We start from the raw sequence: 19633 nt of genomic DNA, 5'->3' as shown, positions 1-19633 counted from the left end.
TGTCTGGTGCTTTAGTAGCAGTAAGAATCGATCCATCCCCAGTCCATCGCATCCCAGTCGTCCGGGTCGCACTGCCCGGGCAGGAGAGTTTCAATCGGTGCTCTAGGTACGGGGGGCATGATTGGCTCGTTCGCCGCAGGATGTCTGAGCGCGTGATTGCGCACCAGAATCGAACGTCGGGCAACGGTTTCAGCCAAGGGTGCTGTTGGCACAGGCAATGAGTTGGAGTTTGGCAATTCCGCCTGCCGCGAACTTGCTGGCACTGTGGGTGGCGGCACGGCGGGTAAGATCGATTTCGACTGCGGCGAAGCTGGGGGCTTAATTACGACAGCTTTCTGGGAGAGCTCTGGCGGAGAACGTTTGGTTGCTCGAGGTCTTGTGCGGGCAGGTCCACTACCGCCGAATGCTGTCGTCGACAACTTGGGGAAGGAGTTATTTGCAATCTGAATGAGGAAGTTAGTGCTCGTTAAGATGTCATCCAGCAGAGAGACAGGATTCTTCAGCGCTCGACCTAGGGAAGGGAGTCCGATTATGGTAAAGAGACCCGGTGCAACTGGTCCCCTCTTGATTGCCGAAGTCGAAGTAGATTTCGGGACAGCAGAAGTCGGGGCGTTTGCAGGACTAGCTGTGGACGCCGCTTGCCATGAGGGAGGCAAAGAGACTCTTAGCCACGAGGCATGGTGGTTGCGATGCTTGAAGTTTGCACCCCGATCCCCCTGTGCATTCGGAAGATCGATCGTGAGGGGAGTTCTTTGACCGTTGCCGACGAACATGATATTGCAAGGGATGGAACCAACCCCCTGGTACGTGTTAATCCATACTTCCAATTCGCGCAGGGCTTCGTTCTTGACCGTCACGACTTCCCAATTGCTGGCAAAACCTCCCTCGGCGGTGGTTGCCCCCATCAGCATGTCGTTATGCAACAGAGCAAAAGGTGTCTTTTTTCTCTTGAAGCACAGCACCTCACGATGGCGGGGATGGATGAGATACCAGTCGTTATCGGTAGTCCCTCTGATATCACGGTCAGGTTTCCAGCGCATACAGAGCGCCGTCTCGGTCGTGGAGTGGAGGCATTGCTTGATGATCGTGCTGACGTCTACGTTCGAGCCATCCAAGGCGGGTGGTTTGGCGATCGTGCCCCCAAAAATTACCACGCGCGGTCCATGCTCCGAGTCTTCCTCCTGGATGGAATCCACCGTGGCCCGACGAATGCCAAACTCGCTTGGAGAGTCCCTCGAATCGTACCCAGGGAGTAACTCGTAGAATTTCGTACCGACTTTCACCGGTTGCGGTTTTTGTAAATCAAAAGCAGCCGAAGGAGAGTCGGTAATTTTTTGCAGCATCGCGTTGCCGTGGTACCAATAGAACGTTCTAAGATACTTGGTAACTTCTCCTTCATGGATCGAATCGACACCCCATTTTTGTTCTGAAAGAATGGAGATTTGCGTATGGGGTGGGAGCTTCGTGACCCCCTGATAAAAGACGGAGGTGTGCGAGAGTGGGCCTGCTCGCAAGGTGGCCAAGGTCGGAACGATACCATCGAGCATCGACAAGCCTTGGTGGCGGGACACGTCATGGTAAATGGGTGTGCCTACACAGATCACGCAAACTGGAAATTCAGTTTTGCGGAGTTGATCGACCGTTGTCCCCACTCGAAACAGGTCGAGTTGTTTGCTATCGGATTCCAAGATCTCACGGCTTGACTGCTTAAAAAAGCTTGTGATCGTACTCGACAAACGACTTAACTCTCGCGATCTTAGTCGTGACGACTTGGGTCGGTCCGGAATCACGCCGGTCGCGAGGTGCCGATGCTCCGGAGTCGCTTCGAGCAGATGCACCACATCGCCGCCAGCGGTAGTCTTGAGCAGATCGAAGAATTGATATTTTGTTTGAGTACGCATCTTCTCCGTAATGCCACTACTGACAATCACAAACCACTCGCGATTGGTTGATTTCAATTCCAAGCGAGGCTGGTTTTCTCGGTCGAGCACCTCACTTTCGGCACCAGCCGAGAACGTCGGCGTGAACAGGAACAACAAACTCAGGCAGAGGGAAACGATTTGGCATCGCATGGCAAAAACTCCAAAGTAAAAGGAAAGTGATAGAAAAAACTAAAAAGTGGAGGCTGGGAATGGGAGATTCAATCAACAACGAAAGCCTTGGAAACCCACGCTCTAGCTGCTGCCAGGTGGAGCAGTCTCTTTGATAAAGGCCTGCGATTCACGCGCTGCCAAATCTGCTTTCTCAAGCCAATACCTCGTGGTAGCGTCGAGAGCCATGTTCTCCGCCGACTCTTTCGCAGAGTCGACGACTTGTTTCGCTTGGGTGAGAACATCAAGGCAGGAAGCGGCACAGAGACGGGCGGTTGCCAGCGCAGCCAGGTTGTGAGCTTGGCCAGGTGACTCGACACGATGGAATGTGAGTAGCTTCCGGGTCTGCACTTTGAGAAAATAGAAGCCACCAAAGAGGCCCATGCTCGTGCCGCAGAGATTAATCCAAATCAGACCGAACATATCCGGCGAGTAAAACACCCATGGTTGCCGATCGGCCATCTCGGGGTCGCCCAAGATTTTGCCTGCGCCGAGGATAAAAGAAAGTAACAGAGGAGAAACAATTAGCAGAAACGCCATGCACTTACGGATCCGTGTTTTGAAAATCTCTTGGGTAAGTGATCGCACGGAGAATTCGCAGTATTCCAGCGTCAGAAACGTGCCTAGCACATGCATGAATGTTGTTGAGAATGCCAGCTGTTGCGCTGTCATCCAGGGAATCACCGCCTGAGTATCTTCAAAAAAGAGAGGGAAACCATAAATCAAGTACCCCATCAGCGAGCGAGTCTCATTGAGGCCGAGCACATACAACCCGAGAAGCAAGCCAGCAATCGTCATCAACGTAATCACATTATGGAGTGCCCCCAAATCCTTCCACGAAGATTCGATTTTGTAAGAGTGCTCATCGGCAACCTGAACTTTTTGCTCCTCCATGGCGACTGCTTGGATTGCAGACTCGTATAGAGGCCGCGTGAGATTGATGGCACTGTGGGCATATCGTAAGGCCGTTTGCAACACACCATACGAGAAAACTTTGTGCTCGGCCTGCGATGCAAGTGATCGAAGCCCCTCTTCCCCGTTCCTATTTGTAGCAGCACCACGGATCGTTGCGTCATCCAACGACTCTTCGTAGATCAGAGCGTTCCACAGCGCTTGAACTTTGCTGGTCAGTTGGACGAAATAGAGAGTTCCCATCAGAATCAAGGTGACGGGACCGATCTGACGGGTTAAGCCACTTGTGGCTAAATCGCTCGAATTGTCAGTCGACTCAGTCGTACAGAAGCGTTGGGGATCCCCATCTTGGCTACCAGTAGAATCGGCACCAGGGGTGGGATTTGACTTAGCAGAGGCTTCGCCGTTGGCGTCGCCGCGATTTCCATGATCGAACATCACATCATTCCTTCTTGATAGACTTGTAGCGGGGGACTTCACCGAAGTGGTTATTCTCCGGTGGAAATGGAAAACATGGGCATCAGAATTGATGCACCAGAAGGCCGCGGGGTGGGCTGGACAGCGACGGCGAAAGCGTTAGCATTTAAGTGTCAATTAAGTCACGCATTTCAACCGTGGCGGGCCGGGGTTCCACCAGGGACTTCGGCTTTTCTTATTTGCAAGCTCTGATTCATTAGCATCCGAAAAAATGACTAAATCGGGTTATGTTTTGTTGTCTCAACGAAGGGTCGAAGACCCTCGCCTTCAGGCGAAACCTTTAGGTTCTTGTATTGGAGGTATGGAAAACTTATGCCGCAGCTCTGCTAGTCGTTGCGATATCAATTACCACTTTGTATGGGGAACCAAATCCTGTCGGTCGATATTGACAGGTACGGTTGGGACTCGAGCTCGTGATCTGGTCCGAGAAATCTGCCGTACGTACGACATCGAGATTTTGCAGGGAGCCGTTTCTGCGGACCATGTGCATGTACTGCTGAATTGCCCGCCCAAGCTGTCGCCAAGCAAGATCATGCGATATATGAAGGGGAAGACCTCTCGAAAGTTGATGATGGAATTCAAGCATGTGCAAAGACAATATGGAGGATGTCACTTGTGGGGACGTGGCTACTTTGTTGCATCTGGCGGTAATGTGACTGATGAAACGATAATGGAGTACATCCGCCAGCAGGAAGGCACCGAGCCTAGTGATGACGATGACAATTTTCAGGTTACCAACTCATGAGTGAAGGGCTTCAGTCCGTAGCTCACGAAATTCCCAAACCTACCGGCCCTTAGCCGGTAGTTATTTAGTCTCCGGAAACTCACCAAACATCTCTTAAAGGAAGTAGCCATCATTGGTCTCATGCTGATAGTTTTGGCTCATTCCCTCGGCAACATTCACCACCGGTTGCCCCAGGGTGATGGTGTAGCCAGATTTTTCGTGAAGAACTTTTCCTGTGGCCATCGTTATCCCTCCGCCATGAGCGAAGTCCCTGCCGAGCTGACAACCCCAGAGACAGAAGGCGTTGCCGTGCACCAACTTCAACTACTATTTCAACTTCTCCGTCTCCTCGCACTGACCAGAGAACGGGAGTAAGTTTTCTAACAGGCGCCAGGGCCTTTTCTGATGATGAATTGTCCGTTCGCTCACTGTGGACGGCAGTCACTTGCAGGGTAAATGGCCAGTCCCCATTTTCATTCTTTTCAGTAACTACCAGAAAACCTTGCACGGTGAGTTGCAATGAGGTGCAGTCACCCACTTCAAAATCCTCGGGAAGCTGCCGTCGCAAGATGTTTTTTTTGTTAGGCATGTTGGATCTATGAGAAATGTTGTGACTTAGTGGAGATTTGATTAATGCAAAAACCCGATTGACTTCTCACCGCGTGTTTCTAAACACAAGGCAAGAGGCCAGCCGGGTTCTAAATACTTTCAAGCTTGGGTTGAGTGTCGAGCTCAACAACTTCTTACACTATTGTCTGACCACTTCTCCAAGTCAATCTAACTGTCACGCAATGTCTTGTTTCGTCTCGATTTTAGGCAGCAGAGGAATCACCTCTCTTTCGCGCATCATCATCTAGCTCTGCTAGAGCAATCTTGACATAATAGTAATAGCGAGCTCTGGATCTCTTGGTGCGTTCTTGCCACGCAGCAATGCAATCTTCTACCTTCATGAATGAAGTATCGAGAAGAAGTTCTTTGGCAATATCGATCAGTTGTCTGGTGCGACGTCGCATCGCTTACACCTCCTGGACGAGCTGTCTGGGAAATCTCTGGCACACCTTGTCGTCAAGCACCCCATCAGTACGTGGAATTCCCCTTTCCTTGGCATAGTATTGTTTGAAGTAGTGTGCCGTGCCTGTTTCAAGACACTGCTGGTAGATATCTCTAACCCACTCAAGCTCCATAGGTCGACGGGTCCCTTTGGCTGCTTGCTCACAGCCAGTGATTACCCAGTCAATGCCAGGCAGGTAGTGGCGAAAATCCAAGCGTCCGAGCAGCGGCTCAGCCGAGATAAACTTGATTGTTGCGGGAATTTGTAGCAGGTCAGCGACGCGGTGGTACGATCGGGAATGACCACAGGTCACCCCCAGCCAGACATTCGGGTAACCGGTCTCTCCCCAGTCTCCTGGTAGGCACTCCGTTATTCGTTCGGATTGCTTGGTCAGGATCAACCAATCGAGAGCCTCGCATTGACGGACAAGTTGCCAAATGTCGGGGCGCCACGGATCCGCCTCCGTATGGAAGAAATCAGACATCGAACAGGTAAACACCCGTCGCCGAACTGAGTCCATTTCTGCCTTACGATTCCACAGCAGCGGCATTTTCCAGGTCTTGGTGCGACGTGGGCCTTCAAACGGATGCTTGATACCAGCTCGCTTCATGATTCCTTCGATGTAGCAATGGCGGCATACTTCGCCCACCTTTTCACATCCCCACCAGGGGTTAACGGTGTGGTGAGTCCAGCCGATGCCTGATTTTTCTGCCATATCGCTACTCCGATATTGAAGACAATAAGCACCCTCGTCAGTCGGATCGGGACCGCTCGACAGCCAAAGGGCGCCCCGGTGACACCCGTCCGGCCCGGTCCCGATCCAGACTACGAGAACTCTATCCTAATAGTTAAGACGCTAGTGCGGCCTAATCTGTTAAAAATCACCTTCCATACAACAATGCTCAAATGGATGGTAGCCATGGACCCTCGGCTCGCGATGTATCACATGTTCTGTTAGTTCCAACTACTTCAAGCAAGTACAAAACTATTTTGCCAGCACGCCGGCACTGATCTGCTTATCCCATAAGAGCACTTGGCCAATTAGAATCCGGAAATACATCTCCGCAAACTCGATAGCAACACTACCACAACAAACAATAGCCGACATGCTCTACTCAACAGCTGTAGTGGTGTTGCTGTTTGCATCAAAGGAATCTAAAGCTCTTGGTGAGATTGTCTCAGTACGCAGGTGCCATAGTGTGCTTGACCAGGTCCTTCCATGCATAATTGCTTCAACAAGTTGAGCTCCTAGAGTCACTGGATCTTCTCACCAATCGAATGTCCGTTGTGATTAGTACGCAACACTTACATTAGAATTCGAAAAAAAATCCCACAAAGCATGCCTAACCAATGTGCTTGTTCATATTTCGCACAATGCTGTGTCAAAACGAGTCTCGAGTGCAAAGTGCAACACAAGGATGATAAGAAGCGTTGGGTAGAACATAAGGATAACCAATAACCGAAGCAGCTTAGCTCACTTCGCTTGCTGAGTAAGAGCAGTGAGCGATGCTTGTGAAGCTCCAATGTGTATGCCACATCTCTATTTGCGATGACCATGTCGTGTAGGCTAGCTGTCTTGCAATACACTCCCCTACATGCAGGCTAACCAATGGAAACTCGCATCGACGTGTCGCTCAATGCAAGGAGGATCGATCACGCGGAATCCATCAAATTGTTGCGTGCGCTAGCCGAAGCGATGTTCAAGAAAGGACGACATAGGATTCAGAAGGAGAATTACTCCCTCGGTATTAGGAATCCTGCCTCTGGATTTTCAAGTCGAAGCTCTCTTGGCTTGTTTTCCTTTTGATGAACTAGAATCCGAAATTGACAAGATAGGTAATGTGGCTAATTGTGGCTGATGCTCTTCACTAAAGATTCGATCGAAACTCACTCAAATCAAAAACTACTTAGCAAAATGTAATCAACATTTCAAAGATTTCATTGAATTGTTTACCAATTGAAACGTATGACCTAAGGGGGAGGGTAACTACTTGTGTGTCTTGGATGTCAAACGCAATCTGGGCACTGACTCATGTTTCGCGGGGGCAGCGCAATGTCTAATCCGGATGAAGCCAACGTGGGCCCCGAAAACTCTTCCTCTGAGGAGAGACTCAATCCCAATATCAAAGATGAATCCCAACTCGAAGCAGAGTCTTTATTTGTCCGCTCAGATTCCTACTACCAATTCATTGCAACGCTTGGGGACTCTTCTGACCCATTCTTGTCTTTCTTTGGCAATCTTGGCCCAGAGTTGATGGCTTTTGCCAGCAAACAACTGGGGAAAAACCATGCAGACGCAGCAGAAGACATATTGCAAGAGACTTTTCAGCGAGCTTCACTTAAGTTCGACCTCAAACGATCAAATGCAGAAAAACGCAGTTTTCTGTACTCTATCGTCAGGAATCTCGTAGCTGATTATTTTCGCCGGTTGAAGGGGAAACAATTGATGCTTAGTAAACTGAATGAGAAATGCCCTCCCCCACTACCTTCTGCAGAAGAGCTCTGTTCCCTTGATGAGCAGATAGCCTTGCTAGATAAGGCAATAGAGCAATTAGATCAGCAAAGTGCTCGCCGCATAAGGTTGCACATATTCGATGGAAAAAACTGGCGAGAAATTGAGGAGGAATTAGGCTCACCAAGAAACACCGAGAGACATCGGTATTTTCAGGATTTGAAGAGATTGAGAAAGTATCTCGACGCCCAACTATAAATGCCAGTTGGAGAGTTACTATGAACAAATCGTACTTTTTGCCGACACATGGCTTGCGAAAGAAAGAAATACATCAAATGGCTCAAACTTCAGAGAGTGAACATAGAACATCTTCACTTAATGATTCCCAACATAGTACTGATATTCCCGATGAACTCGACAACCCCGATTCTCCAGCCTGGCTTGAAGCCGCGGAGAAAGAAAGACAAGCCTTTCTCGCAGCAGTGGGCTTGGTTTACCTAGCCTACGATAGTGATAGTCGTGTGCTGCATGCAATTCGAATGCATTGCACAAGACTTGACGCAGAGAACGAGATCGCCGACTTCTTAAGCAACCAAGATCCTGCTAAGCAAATCGATGGCAAGGAAGTAATTTCACTATTTCGTGTGCTAGCCAAAACATTCCTAACGGAAGTTAATGACGCTTACTCGGACCTTAAATCACTTCCCTCGGAAGTGGGTGATCCCTCTCTCGACATTCAACTTGACGCTTTGGGAGCATCCTTTGCATTCGATGAAATAGTTAAAAGTGATGGCACGGATACATCTTTCGACCCCCACATAGCTGATACTGTCAATCATTCTATGAGCATCGATTCCATATTATTGGAAAGCCCTCTGCCCATTAGAGTCAAAGATTCACAAGTTCATCATGGTGAACCCGATGTCCAAGGAGGTCTCCGCAAGAGCCCACAACTCTCATCAGCTACTGCCACGGCAGCTATCAAGAGTCATGCAGGAAAGCACTCTGACTTGCAAGATTTACCAATGGTTAAGATTAATCCTCGGGACGTGGATATCCCTACACGTCCACTTCGCTCATCCGCCAACCTTGATGGCCCAAGTGCCCGCGTTGCATCATGGGCGGATATTCTTCCTTTATTCGTCCCTTCCGAATTGTTGCAGCATGCTCCTTCTACCACTCACTTCTATGGAGTTGCTCCTATCGTAGAAACGAAGGGAAGTGATGAGTTTGAAGACCCTGTTCAACATTTTGTTGCAAAGTCTTTCCATACTCTCCAGCTCCCTGAAGATTTAAGATGCCGGCATCTGCTAATTGTCGGACCGACAGGATGCGGCAAGACGACAAAGGCGATCATTCCGTGTTTGCGTAGTGATATTGCTGATCCTAGTAAAACAGTTATTGTTTTGGACAGTAAAGGCGGTGAATTGCTTCCCTGTGTTTATGCCCTATCAGACAAATTTCGTCCGGGTAAGAAATTGCATGTCCTGGATTTTCAGCAGCCCGAACGCAGCGATGCCTGGAACCCTCTGTCTGAGCTGACCACTTTTTCGGAAGTACGTCGATTTGCGGTTCGACTCTGCTACGCCGTAGAGACGAGATCTCAACCTAAGGAGGCGGAGTTTTGGTTGCTGGCGTCTGTGAAATTCCTTACTGGAATTCTCTGGGCTCTACATGAAGATCCCCATGAACTGTTCACTTTGGCGCGTGCCCAACAGATTGCGGAGTCCTCTATCCCTCAGATGAAGCATTGGGCTGCGGCTTACCCCAACAACGCTTCACTTCATTCCTCAATCGAATTCCTGGAGACCGGATCTCACAACGCTCACACAGTGCTTACTGATCTACAAAACAGGCTCTCGCTCTGGAGTGATGAGAATATTTGTCGAGTTACAAGTTCCCACGAGATTGATCTCGGGAGAGTACTCAGTGAGCCCACGGTCTTAGTGATTCGGGTCAATGAAGCAGACGCTACACCTCTCAAACCACTCACCAATGCTTTTTTTACCGAACTCGTGTCTAAGCTGTTTCGCATGGCAGAGAATGCTCCTGATGGCAAACTACCTGTAGCGGTCTCAGTCCTTATTGAAGAATTTGCATCGGCAGTGGGACGTATACCAGACTTTGCTCGCTTTATAAATGTCGTTCGGTCACGCGGTGTATCTGTGCTTGCCTCCATTCAAACGGTCTCGCAAGTTGAAATGGAATATGGCCCAGAAGCCAATCCAATTCTGGCAGGCTTCTGCTCCAAGTTGTTTTTCCCCGGACTAGAGCTTAGTGATGCTCAATATGCCTCAAATCTCTTTGGCAAGATGACTGTGGAGCACCGGGAAAGGTCTTTTATGCACGATCGTTTTGAGCAGTATACAAGTAATGTCAATGAATCAGAGTCGATCAAAGTGATCCGTCGAGACTTGTTTGCTCCACACGAAATCATGCGTCCTTCAGAACACCCTGAGCTGGGAGGCGCCGTGACCTTCAGCTTTCCGGGAGTTCCTCCATTTCAAGCATTTCTGACCCCCGCTTATTTATTTGAATCTCTGGGAAAGATTGTCGCTGAAGCAAAGGGTAGAGACAAGTTGGGAAGGATCCGTGTCGATGGCGCCGATACATTGCCTATCGGGCGTAGCGACTCTTCTCCTATAGGACGTATCGACAAAGCGAATAACTTGACTCCGAGAGTCACAGATACCAGGGAATGGAGTGAAGCCAAACTCCGAAGCACGGTTGACCAGATGAAGGAAAAATCACTGGATTGGTGCAATACCACAGGGAGTGCCAGGAAGTGGTGGCTAGATTTTGAGAAAGGAGACAGACAACGTCTCGCCGTAGTATTTCGTGTTGCTGAGGAGTTGCGAAACCGTCAAGCAACAATTACCGAGTTTTTTTTGGCTTATGTTTATAGCAATACAGATAACATCCAGGCCAACCTCTACTATTTGGATTATTCGCGGCTGAAAAATGTAGAAGAGCGGAGCAAGAAGGAAGCCAGAAAGAAAAGTAATTCAGAGAGTCCTCCTGCCCTTGATGGTGTTAGCGTGGAACAGAATAGTGATGATTCCGAGGGACCTTATAACAAATTGGATTCCACACCACCTATCCGTAAGAAATCCCCTGAGAAGGGCTATTTCCGTAGGCATAAACGAAACAAACAGGATCCCAATTAACCTACAAGCGACTAACGGTTCATCTCACATTCTGTGACCTGTCACAACAGCTACTTCTGCTGGATCGGCACACGCTTGGGTAGCGGCACTTTAATCGGTCGATCAACCAATTGCATCATGCTCTGATCCAGGGCTTCAGCGGCTTCGTACCCGAATCCGCAGGCATAGGTTTCAATGAGCGACCGATAGTGGTCGGTAAGCCGGTGGGCCTCGGTATTCATTGCCTGGAACGCGGCGACATATTCTTGCTGCGTGGGAAATGGTCGTCCAGTATCTGGCGAGATGCCTTGCGAAGCACATTCAGTTAAGTACGCCAGATCTTGGAGCAAACGATACAGTACTCTGGCATACTCTACAGTGATCGCTCTTACCTGAGGTTCGTTCGGCGCTCCAGTACCAGGGATGGCCTCAGTAAATACACCCGCCTCTACGGCTTCTGGGATCGGTTCCGGAAGAGGAAGTCTCGCTTCCCCAAACTCGGAACTGGTAAACCCAGCTAATTCTCTACTTCTTGTAGCCATCACTCCCTAGATAGCACGAGTTGGCTGAGAAATCAAAAACAATCTGGACGACCTCTGTAGTCAGCTTGCTGTAAATGCCAGCTCCTCAGTTCTGATTGTGGTGGCTCTGGGTCTCAAGTTGAGTACCTCCCCGGTTCTGCTATTATTTTCTCTGAAACAATGCCTCTGGCAATTGCTCTTTTCATATTTGCTCTTGGGTAGACCGCAATCGCAACCCGCCGTCTCCAGTAGGACTGCTCCCACGCAGACTTGCTCGAGGCTGGCAGCGTGCAGCACTAGCTTTTGAGAAGGTTTTATTCAGCAGTTGGGGTTCTTGTCCATTGCTGGCGAGACGACTCGTTCGTTGACCAACTTTCTCCAATTCGCATCCATCACGCGGTGAACGGACGAATTACTCGGCCCTTCGCTGTGGCTCTGCCTCGTTGGGAGAGATCTCAATGGATTCTGCGTGAGTGTTCTTAAGCGGCAACTGCTGCTGACGGACGCTCCCTTCCCTATTCCGGTCTGCAAAGCCACTTCGCAGTCCAACTCCCACCAGGAGAACTTACCATGAAAAGAGACGATGCTAAAAAACTGAGTGATGTCGCTTTGGAAGAACTTGCCGCGCAACTTGCTGCTGGCAAGAGTGAGGAACTCACGAAGTTCCTCAATACGATGAGCAGTTTTCACAACTACTCGTTTGGAAACTGTCTGCTCATTGTCCAGCAAATGCCGACCGCGACGAGGGTCGCTGGCTTTCGGGCTTGGCAAAAACTCAACCGCCAAGTTCGCCAAGGAGAAAAAGGGATTTGTATCTTGGCTCCTTTAATAGGCAAGAAGAAAGCCGAGGATGGCAGTTCAGAGGCCGAGCTGTTAGGATTTCGCGGCGTGACAGTCTTTGACGTGTCCCAGACCGACGGTGAGGATTTGCCCGATATCCACAGAATTGAAGGGGATCCGGGAGAGAAGCTCTCACGGCTTCACGCCACAGCCATCAGTCTTGGGATTACACTCTCGTATGAAGAAGACCTAGGAGGTGCCGATGGTGTTTCCCAAGGAGGGAGTATTGTGCTTCGCTCCGGTCTGACTTCGGCAGCGGAGTTCAATACGCTCGCCCATGAGCTGGCCCATGAACTCTTGCATCGGGGAGAAGACCGTAAGACGCTGTCGAAGACGGTGAAAGAACTCGAAGCCGAGTCGGTGGCCTACGTGGTCTCCACGGCGGTTGGACTCCGTGCCTTGGCACAGTCCGCCGACTACATTCATTGTCACGCAGGGGATTCCGAGCAACTCGCCAAGAGTTTACAACGGATCCAGAAGACCGCTTCGCTCCTGTTAGAGCAGTTGGAAACAGTTTCGCTGGATTCGATCTCGGAAGTCGCTTGAGAAACTGAGTTCGAAAGGAGGTATTACCAAGAGGTTCTGGAAAAGCATGCTGCACGTCGCTCCAGACCTCTCATTGGGAATTGAACTTCCAGTCAAAAGTCGGGCTTTTCACTCTTGCCTAAGGGGCTATTGAGCAAATGATTCCCGCTGGAGTTGACAAGGTCAATCGTCTGTTTCGTCTTCTTTTTCCTGATTCACGTCCCGCTTTCATCAGTTGGCCTCATCATCAATGTGTTGACAAAACTCCTCCAGTTGGTGCTCCATCAAGACGAACTTCAAGCCAAAATTCTTACGTGAGTTGGCAAGGTGGCTGGTCACTTCCCGCCGCATCACCACGAACAGCGTTCCTGGCTATTTCCCCGCAATTCACCATCAGAAGCATTCTAAGCGACTCACCTTGGCTCCTCCCTCACCACTTCGCCTAGTAGTTTGTTGACCAGCCTCTCCTTCTTCGGGAGAATCTTACAAACCACCTCCGTGGTTGCTTGCCGGACCGCCCCCTCAACTAACTCCGGGTACTCCCCGGAAAACTCAAACATCAACTGTCCCTCGGTAATCGTTGACACATCCCTTCTCAAAGCCCTTGTGTTGCTTTACTAGATTCGCCCCCTCAATGCGACGGCCACTTGCCCATCGCCCAAGGCACTCGACAATACCACCGGCGGAACTAACATCGCCAACTCTTTTCTTGGTCCGTCGCCACCAGTAGGACTCTCGGTGGCAGCGGGCTTTTATTGAGGGTTCGCTCCCTTCAATATTGCGCTCAACTGCCGCTCTGGTCTGATGTTTTTTTGGCAGCAGACTGACTCGGGCGCATGCTCGCTGGGACTTCTAATTGTATCACTCAGGTCAAGAGTCACTTCTTTAACACCAGAGTCCGCGTTCCAGCTCTATCTCGGCCGTCATGTGAGGAGTGTCAGCCTCGCATAGGATTTTGCCTGAGCTTGGCCTATCTTAGCCACGAAACGAATAGTTTTGTACTGCTCAAGTCTTTACGGCTGAGGCAAGTTGAGAAGGTAAACCACAGTACGAGAACTTGTCACGAAGGGACGCGTGATGGAGCCCAAGATGAGACGGGCTGGGGAAGGATTATCCGACATCGGTTTGATAGCGCAGGACGCTGAGGTGATCGCCACCTCCCGCAGTTTAAGTGAGCAGGAACTCCGCGAGGTTGGTCCAACCTCGGCGGATTAGAGCATCGCTAAACCGACAGCGGTGTCCGCACCGACGCAGCAAAGGTGAATACAAAACAATAGCCCGAGAGTCGTCGGTTCGATTCCGGCCCCCGCCACTTGAACCCCACGGTAAAGAACTGCCGCGACCGTGGGGTTTTGTTTTGCGCTGGGGGAAAGATGGGGCGTGTTATCCGCAGAATGCGCAAGGGTTTGCGACGCTCTTGACGTTCATGGAGTCTCTCTTCCGACGCCGCGCGCGACACCGACTATTCACACGGGTGGCCCTCCGGCGGTCCGATTCCGGCCCAAACTCTCGGCCGTCTCTCCCTCTCGCGCGGGCTGGGTTATCGTGAGGTTGGCTTCGCTCAATCGGTCGCAACCTACCGGGGTTGGGAGCGGAGAGGGAAGGCAACACCGAGTGATGCAATCCTTTGAAAATCGATGTATCCTGAACCTAAACCGGGCACGGATCGCACCTGTCATTCGCAGCAGCTGATAACCCTCTTGTCGTAAGCCGGCTGGGTATGCTGAGGCAAGCCGCCGCCGAAGTCCAGCGGGACCGCGTAGAATTTCTGCATCCATGCTGCTTCGTCGAGTGGCTCGAAGCGACTTTCGACGGGCTCGAAGCGGATCGGCTGTCCGGGGAACGTATTGGCCAGAGCCTCGGAGTCGTCGACGGTCACGGTTCCGTTCACGATCACATAGGGAATGCCGCTCGAAGGCAGGTTGCCCTTCGCATAGGTTGCGTTGTCGGTCACGTTGGCTGGGTCGAAGATGGTGATGTCGGCCACCATGCCTTGCTGCATGCGGCCCCGCTCCTGCATGGCTTTCAGACCGAGTTTGCCCAGCGGGCGCGCCGAGTTGTAGCTCAGTTGCGCGAGGCTTTGCATCAACGGGATGCCGTTTTCCCGACCCATCCGCAGGGCTCTGGCGCAGCACCCGGCGCCGCGCGGGTGAGAATTGGGAAGCTCATCGAAGGGCGTGTCCCAAGTGATATCGTCACCGATTATCGGCATCCCATCTGATGCAATTGCCACGTCTGGGAGCTTAAGCCAGTCGATGATCGCCGATTGCGGCATCTTGTAGACCTGCACCAGACGCGCCGGTTCCTTGGCGACCATCGCCGCCCGGGATTCCTGCGTGTAGAATTCGCCGCTCAGCGCATCCTGGATCGTTTCCTCGTACTTGTATCCCAGCTGGTCCACCCAGACCTCGGGCTCGAGGAAGACGGCGTTGAGCGCCGTGGATCCCGCTGCATATGGATAAAGCTCTCCCCAGACGTTGTGCCCTTGTTCCCGTAGCCGCACCAGCAATTCATGGACGAGGTTGTATCCGGGGTTGTTGAAGTGGCAAGCGATGGCCGGAGCGCCTAGCGCGGCGGCATTGGCCAACATCTCCTGGATGCCGTTCGCTTCCGAAGTGTCGGTGCCCGGCGTGTAGCGGAAATGGAACGCCGACGGACGTCCGTAGCGCCCGGTAAGCCGCTGAATCTCGAATACCTCCCGGGCCGAGACCCCGTCGCGCATATAGCCGAGCGTCGAGCCCATGCCGATGGCCCCGGCCGCAAGCCCCGCGTCGATTATCCGCAGGATCTCGTTTCCCCTCGCCAAGTCCGGCCGCGTCAGGGACCAGCCGTTTTTATTCGAACCGCGATGGTTCATTGCTTCCGGCGTGTCAATTGTCGTGATACCGTCTAGGACCCGTGCCCGCGCGAATTCATGGGCGGACGCGCAACCGAAGTTGATGGGGTTCTTGCCTTCGCGCTCTGCGTACCAGTCGGCCACATGCTCGCCCAAGGTACCCATCTCGAGGTCCATGACCGTGGTGCGACCGTCGAGAAGGGCCAGCTTGTTCCCCATCGGCCGCGGCCAGTGGAAGTGGGTATCGATGAAGCCTGGTGCCACGACATGGCCGGACGCGTCAATCTCGCGGGCGCCGGTAATCGCATCGCCCGTGATCGCGACGATCCGTCCGTCCTTCACCCCCACGTTGGCGACCTGGTCGAATCCTGTTTCGGGGTCCATGACCCGACCGTTTTTGATTACGAGATCCAGAGAGTCGTCCGCTGCATTGGCATAAAGCAATGAAGGAGCAACGACACTCGCCGCCGTAACCATGGCAGCCTCTTTTGTGAACTGTCGTCGTGTTACGGACTCGCCCAATTTGTCTGTTACCTGGGATTTCATCAGCGTTATCCTGTTCTGGGAAAAGCGTTTATCGAGATTCGTGCCGTACAAAACGCCCGCACGAGATCTGTTCCGCCAAAATGCGGCACTAGTCAATTCGATTTGGTTCAGAGACTGCGTTAGATCATAGCGCTCACCATCACCGAGTTCGCGATAGCCCGCGTCGTCCATGTAGCTCAGGTGGTAGCTGCTATCTGCGTAACGTCATTCATAGGCGAGGCTTTTTAAAAAATATTTTCACGCCTGTGATTATACGCTTGCCGTCTCCTTGTTGACAGCGGTGGTGATGCTGTCCATGATCCGGTCGGTGTCCAACTGCCAGGCGGCCCTATCCCGCACACTTTGGCGATCCATCGCCTGGGCTTGTTCGATGGCCGCCATGAAGACCGCCAGAGCCCGCACGTCATCGTCCGATTCCGCACACTGACGCCTGTTTCACCTGTCCGTACGAACGAGGCTCCCGTCCGCACCCCGACGGTCGGGCAGCCCGCCAGCAAAATCTCCTGGAGCGCAAGCGGGCCGTGGTCATCGTCCGCCAGGTACGCACACGCCCGTGAGCGACTTGCTGCTTCGAACAATTCCTAGCGCAGGTACTGACCGTAGTGAATCTGAATGTGGCTCGGGAAGACTTCAGCAAGATGCTCAAGCAACTGCGGCCGGTGCTCATTCTTGGCATGAATGAGCAAGTCATACTCATCCGGCAGCGCCTCGCCTGGCCAAGGATCGATCGGGTATGGCCACAGGATGATGGGCCACTGGTTGGCTCGCCCGCGGTGCTTTCGGATCAAGTCCGCGTACCATTCGGTGTGGCAGAATATCGCTCGGCAGTTGGCTGCATCCAGCAGAGCTCATTCTTCGGCATCAATCCGTGGCGATCCGGAATGCTTGAACAGCATGTTCGGACCATGCACGAACGGCAGCCCTTCCGAATCCCACCAAGCCGCGTAACGACGGTCGGCCCTGTCCAACCTTGAATATTCAGGCGTCGCGGTAGCACGTGCCGACCGAAGCGTCTTGCACTTGAACGATTTGGGAGCGCTATTAGCGCACCGAAGGTCGATTGCGCGTTTTGCATATTGATTTCTCGGCTTCAAGCCTTCCGCTGAATGGCGCGGGCATTTCCTCGGTTTTTGCGGCGTTTTCCAGCCAGGGGTTTCCAATTCGCCTCCGCCGACAAATCCCAGTTAAGGATGATTTGAACGTTTTTTTCTGTTGCGTGGACTGCCGTCTCGCGGACCAATCTTGTACGCTGTGTAGTGGTCTCCGCACAGCGAAGAACGAAGGAGTAAGCGATGTGGTTACGAGCACTCTACCACTAACAAGCGTTCCTCAGCATCCAAAGCCATGAGGGTAGAGACTTGGCGCAGAAGGCCTCGGCGTGGTTTTGGGCGAGTGATATGGAGATGACGAATATGTTCGATGACGACGCGTCCAGCCTCGCGCGGCTGTGCGACACCGGCCTATCCCTAGACTCGCAGCGAGTCGCCCTCATCCAGGGCAAGCGGTCGATGACGTATGCAGAGCTCGAGCAGCGCATCAATCGGGTCGCCAATGGGCTGATCTCGCTCGGAGTCGAGCGGTTCGAGCGCGTCCTCGTCATCTTCGAGAACGACATCCGCTTCCCCGAAGTCCTGCTCGGTATCGTCAGGGCCGGCGCCGTAGCGGTCCCGGTCAACTTCAAGTTCAAGCCGCCGCAGCACATCGACCTGGCTCGAGACTGTGGGAGTCGCATCGTCTTCGGCAGCGCCGGGACGGTCGAATCCGTCGTCGCCTGCCTGGCCGACGGGGTTGCCGAGGTCGGTATCGTCGTCGATGCCGACCGGGGTCCGCTTCGAGGCTATGACGACTGGCTGGCCTCATCTTCGCCCGAACGCTGCGATCATGGGTCGGCCGGCAGCGACGTCTGCATCCAGGCGTACACCTCGGGCTCGACCGGACGGCCCAAGGGGGTTCTTCTCTCGCACCGTGGCCTACTGCGTAACGTTCAGCTCCAAGCGGAGTCCAACCGGATCGACGAGAACTCACGGGTCTTGTTGTCGACGCCGCTCTTCCACATGAACGCCACTGCCGCGGGGCTCTTCCCGTGCCTGAGCCAGGGCGGCTCGGTGGTCATTCTCAAGGAGTTCGACGCGGAGCGCGTGATCGATGCGATTGAGACGCATGGCTGCACGTACACCACCGGTGTACCGGCCACCTACAAGCTGATTCTTGCTGCCGCGCGGCAAAGAACGCACGTGGATGCCTCCAGCCTCGAGTTCATCGCAGTGGGATCTGCTCCCATGACACGCGCGCTTCTCGACGAACTGGTCCAGACCATGCCTGGTGTCGATGTGATCGAAGGGTACGGGCTGACGGAGTCTGGGCCCATCATCACCCTCAACCCACGCGGCCGAAACAAGCTGGGCACGATCGGTCCCGCTCTTCCGGGCTTCGAGTGCAAGGTCATCGACTCCGACGGGAACATTTTGCCACAGGGAGAGGCGGGGGAACTTGTCGTGCGGAGCGAGTGCAACGCCCTCGGCTATTACAACCGGCCGGACGCCCAGGCGGAGCGCTTCCGGGACGGCTGGGTCTATACCGGGGATATGGTGTCGTGCGACCCCGACGGCTGGTTCACCTTCAGGGGGCGCGTCGACGACCAGATGAACGTGGGAGGCGAGAACGTCTTCCCGGCCGAAGTCGAGAGCATCCTCGCCACTCATCCGGAAGTGCGGGACGTCTGTGTCGTTCCTGTCCCCCACGAGGTGAAGGGCCAGGTTCCGGTGGCCTTCGTCGTGCGCAACGTCGGGTCGAACCTCAGCGAGAAGGAACTCATCGACTACTACATAGCGCGCGGACCCGCATACTCCCATCCGCGCCATATCTACTTCATCGACGAGATGCCGCTCTTGGCGACCGGGAAAAACGACCTGCAGGCTCTTGAAAGGCAGGCTCGCGAGCTAGGCCCGTAAAATTTACGGCGTTTCAGAGCGTCATGTCTTGGTGCTTACCGAGGCGGGACGTAAATAGCGTCGTGATGATTTCACTTTTAAAAACTAGGAGAAGAACATGGCAAACAAAATCGTACCTAAAGATGAGCTAGTCAATTACATTGGGACCAAGGTTGAACCAACCGGATGGTATGAAGTTACGCAGGAACGCATCAACGAATTCGCCCACTGCACAGGCGATAACTACTTCATGCATGTTGATGTCGAAAAAGCGAAAAAAACTGATTTGGGTGGAACCATTGCTCACGGCTTGTTGACGCTGTCGTTGACACCTTATCTGATGCATAACTTTCCAGTACCCGAGAATATGCCTCATGGTCTGAACTATGGGTATGACAAGGTTCGTTTCCTGGCGCCGGTGCGCACAGGTAAGCGGGTACGCATGCACGGCGTGGTTCAGGATGTCCATTGGAAGGATGAGCACAACTGCAAGTTCAAGGTTGGTGTGACCGTTGAAATTGAAGGTGAGGAAAAGCCAGCGCTCTACGCCGAATGGATACTTTACTACGAAACCGTCGACTAA

16 protein-coding genes are annotated in these 19633 nt (G+C 52.7%); 8 read left to right on the top strand and 8 right to left on the bottom strand.

All coding sequences use genetic code 11. From position 1 onward, the window contains the following. Nucleotides 1-11: 11 nt before the first annotated feature. Both Pr1d_RS16435 and Pr1d_RS16430 read right to left on the bottom strand, forming a co-directional pair. Nucleotides 12-2072, bottom strand: a complete 2061-nt coding sequence (locus Pr1d_RS16435) for a hypothetical protein (RefSeq protein ID WP_148074542.1) — start codon at nucleotides 2070-2072, stop codon at nucleotides 12-14. 102 nt (nucleotides 2073-2174) lie between these two features. After that, nucleotides 2175-3440, bottom strand: coding sequence for a hypothetical protein (locus tag Pr1d_RS16430; RefSeq protein WP_148074541.1), 1266 nt, complete (start codon nucleotides 3438-3440; stop codon nucleotides 2175-2177). Between the two features lie 340 nt (nucleotides 3441-3780). Between Pr1d_RS16430 and tnpA the strand changes: the two genes are divergently transcribed. Then, the gene (gene tnpA / locus Pr1d_RS16425) at nucleotides 3781-4224 is read left to right on the top strand and encodes an IS200/IS605 family transposase (protein ID WP_148074540.1); all 444 of its coding nucleotides are present in this window, start codon (nucleotides 3781-3783) and stop codon (nucleotides 4222-4224) included. 93 nt (nucleotides 4225-4317) lie between these two features. Here the strand turns inward: tnpA and Pr1d_RS26510 are convergent, their stop codons facing one another. The 3 genes from Pr1d_RS26510 to Pr1d_RS16415 all read right to left on the bottom strand — a co-directional run bounded on the left by Pr1d_RS26510 (nucleotide 4318) and on the right by Pr1d_RS16415 (nucleotide 5969). After that, complete coding sequence (locus Pr1d_RS26510) at nucleotides 4318-4446, bottom strand: hypothetical protein (protein WP_261343763.1); 129 nt, start codon at nucleotides 4444-4446, stop codon at nucleotides 4318-4320. Between the two features lie 569 nt (nucleotides 4447-5015). After that, nucleotides 5016-5216, bottom strand: a complete 201-nt coding sequence (locus Pr1d_RS16420; RefSeq protein ID WP_148074539.1) for a hypothetical protein — start codon at nucleotides 5214-5216, stop codon at nucleotides 5016-5018. Nucleotides 5217-5219: 3 nt separating this feature from the next. Continuing rightward, on the bottom strand, nucleotides 5220-5969 hold the full coding sequence (locus Pr1d_RS16415) for a DUF5131 family protein (protein WP_148074538.1): 750 nt from the start codon (nucleotides 5967-5969) through the stop codon (nucleotides 5220-5222). 1338 nt (nucleotides 5970-7307) lie between these two features. Here Pr1d_RS16415 and Pr1d_RS16410 point away from each other — a divergent pair. Both Pr1d_RS16410 and Pr1d_RS16405 read left to right on the top strand, forming a co-directional pair. Then, nucleotides 7308-7964: an RNA polymerase sigma factor gene (locus Pr1d_RS16410; protein ID WP_168205284.1), complete on the top strand. Its 657-nt coding sequence runs from the start codon at nucleotides 7308-7310 to the stop codon at nucleotides 7962-7964. Nucleotides 7965-8041: 77 nt separating this feature from the next. Beyond that, nucleotides 8042-10873 (top strand): type IV secretory system conjugative DNA transfer family protein, encoded by a 2832-nt coding sequence (locus tag Pr1d_RS16405; RefSeq protein WP_168205283.1) that lies wholly within the window; start codon nucleotides 8042-8044, stop codon nucleotides 10871-10873. 50 nt (nucleotides 10874-10923) lie between these two features. Here Pr1d_RS16405 and Pr1d_RS16400 read toward each other — a convergent pair whose 3' ends face one another. Further along, nucleotides 10924-11394 (bottom strand): hypothetical protein, encoded by a 471-nt coding sequence (locus Pr1d_RS16400; protein WP_148074535.1) that lies wholly within the window; start codon nucleotides 11392-11394, stop codon nucleotides 10924-10926. Nucleotides 11395-11943: 549 nt separating this feature from the next. Between Pr1d_RS16400 and Pr1d_RS16395 the strand changes: the two genes are divergently transcribed. Together Pr1d_RS16395 and Pr1d_RS26505 are read left to right on the top strand one after the other, a co-directional pair. Beyond that, on the top strand, nucleotides 11944-12759 hold the full coding sequence (locus Pr1d_RS16395) for an ArdC-like ssDNA-binding domain-containing protein (protein ID WP_148074534.1): 816 nt from the start codon (nucleotides 11944-11946) through the stop codon (nucleotides 12757-12759). A 1068-nt stretch (nucleotides 12760-13827) separates the two neighbouring features. Then, nucleotides 13828-13953, top strand: a complete 126-nt coding sequence (locus tag Pr1d_RS26505; RefSeq protein ID WP_261343762.1) for a hypothetical protein — start codon at nucleotides 13828-13830, stop codon at nucleotides 13951-13953. A gap of 460 nt (nucleotides 13954-14413) precedes the next feature. Here Pr1d_RS26505 and Pr1d_RS16390 read toward each other — a convergent pair whose 3' ends face one another. Further along, nucleotides 14414-16291 (bottom strand): amidohydrolase family protein, encoded by a 1878-nt coding sequence (locus Pr1d_RS16390; protein WP_210417740.1) that lies wholly within the window; start codon nucleotides 16289-16291, stop codon nucleotides 14414-14416. Between the two features lie 78 nt (nucleotides 16292-16369). Further along, nucleotides 16370-16522 carry a hypothetical protein gene (locus Pr1d_RS25820; protein ID WP_168205282.1) on the bottom strand — a complete coding sequence of 51 codons (153 nt, stop codon included), beginning with the start codon at nucleotides 16520-16522 and terminating at the stop codon, nucleotides 16370-16372. 212 nt (nucleotides 16523-16734) lie between these two features. On the opposite strand from Pr1d_RS25820, the gene Pr1d_RS16385 reads away from it, so the two are divergent. The 3 genes from Pr1d_RS16385 (at nucleotide 16735) to Pr1d_RS16375 (ending at nucleotide 19633) form a co-directional block, all read left to right on the top strand. Continuing rightward, nucleotides 16735-17094 (top strand): hypothetical protein, encoded by a 360-nt coding sequence (locus tag Pr1d_RS16385; RefSeq protein ID WP_210417739.1) that lies wholly within the window; start codon nucleotides 16735-16737, stop codon nucleotides 17092-17094. Between the two features lie 384 nt (nucleotides 17095-17478). Then, the gene (locus Pr1d_RS16380; protein WP_148074532.1) at nucleotides 17479-19071 is read left to right on the top strand and encodes a class I adenylate-forming enzyme family protein; all 1593 of its coding nucleotides are present in this window, start codon (nucleotides 17479-17481) and stop codon (nucleotides 19069-19071) included. A 97-nt stretch (nucleotides 19072-19168) separates the two neighbouring features. Next, nucleotides 19169-19633 (top strand): MaoC family dehydratase, encoded by a 465-nt coding sequence (locus Pr1d_RS16375; protein WP_148074531.1) that lies wholly within the window; start codon nucleotides 19169-19171, stop codon nucleotides 19631-19633.

The sequence above is a fragment of the Bythopirellula goksoeyrii genome (assembly GCF_008065115.1).
In the GTDB taxonomy this organism is placed as follows: Bacteria; Planctomycetota; Planctomycetia; order Pirellulales; family Lacipirellulaceae; genus Bythopirellula; species Bythopirellula goksoeyrii.
The sequence above is the reverse complement of the archived record's forward strand: the minus strand, read 5'-3'. Positions and strand labels throughout refer to the sequence as shown.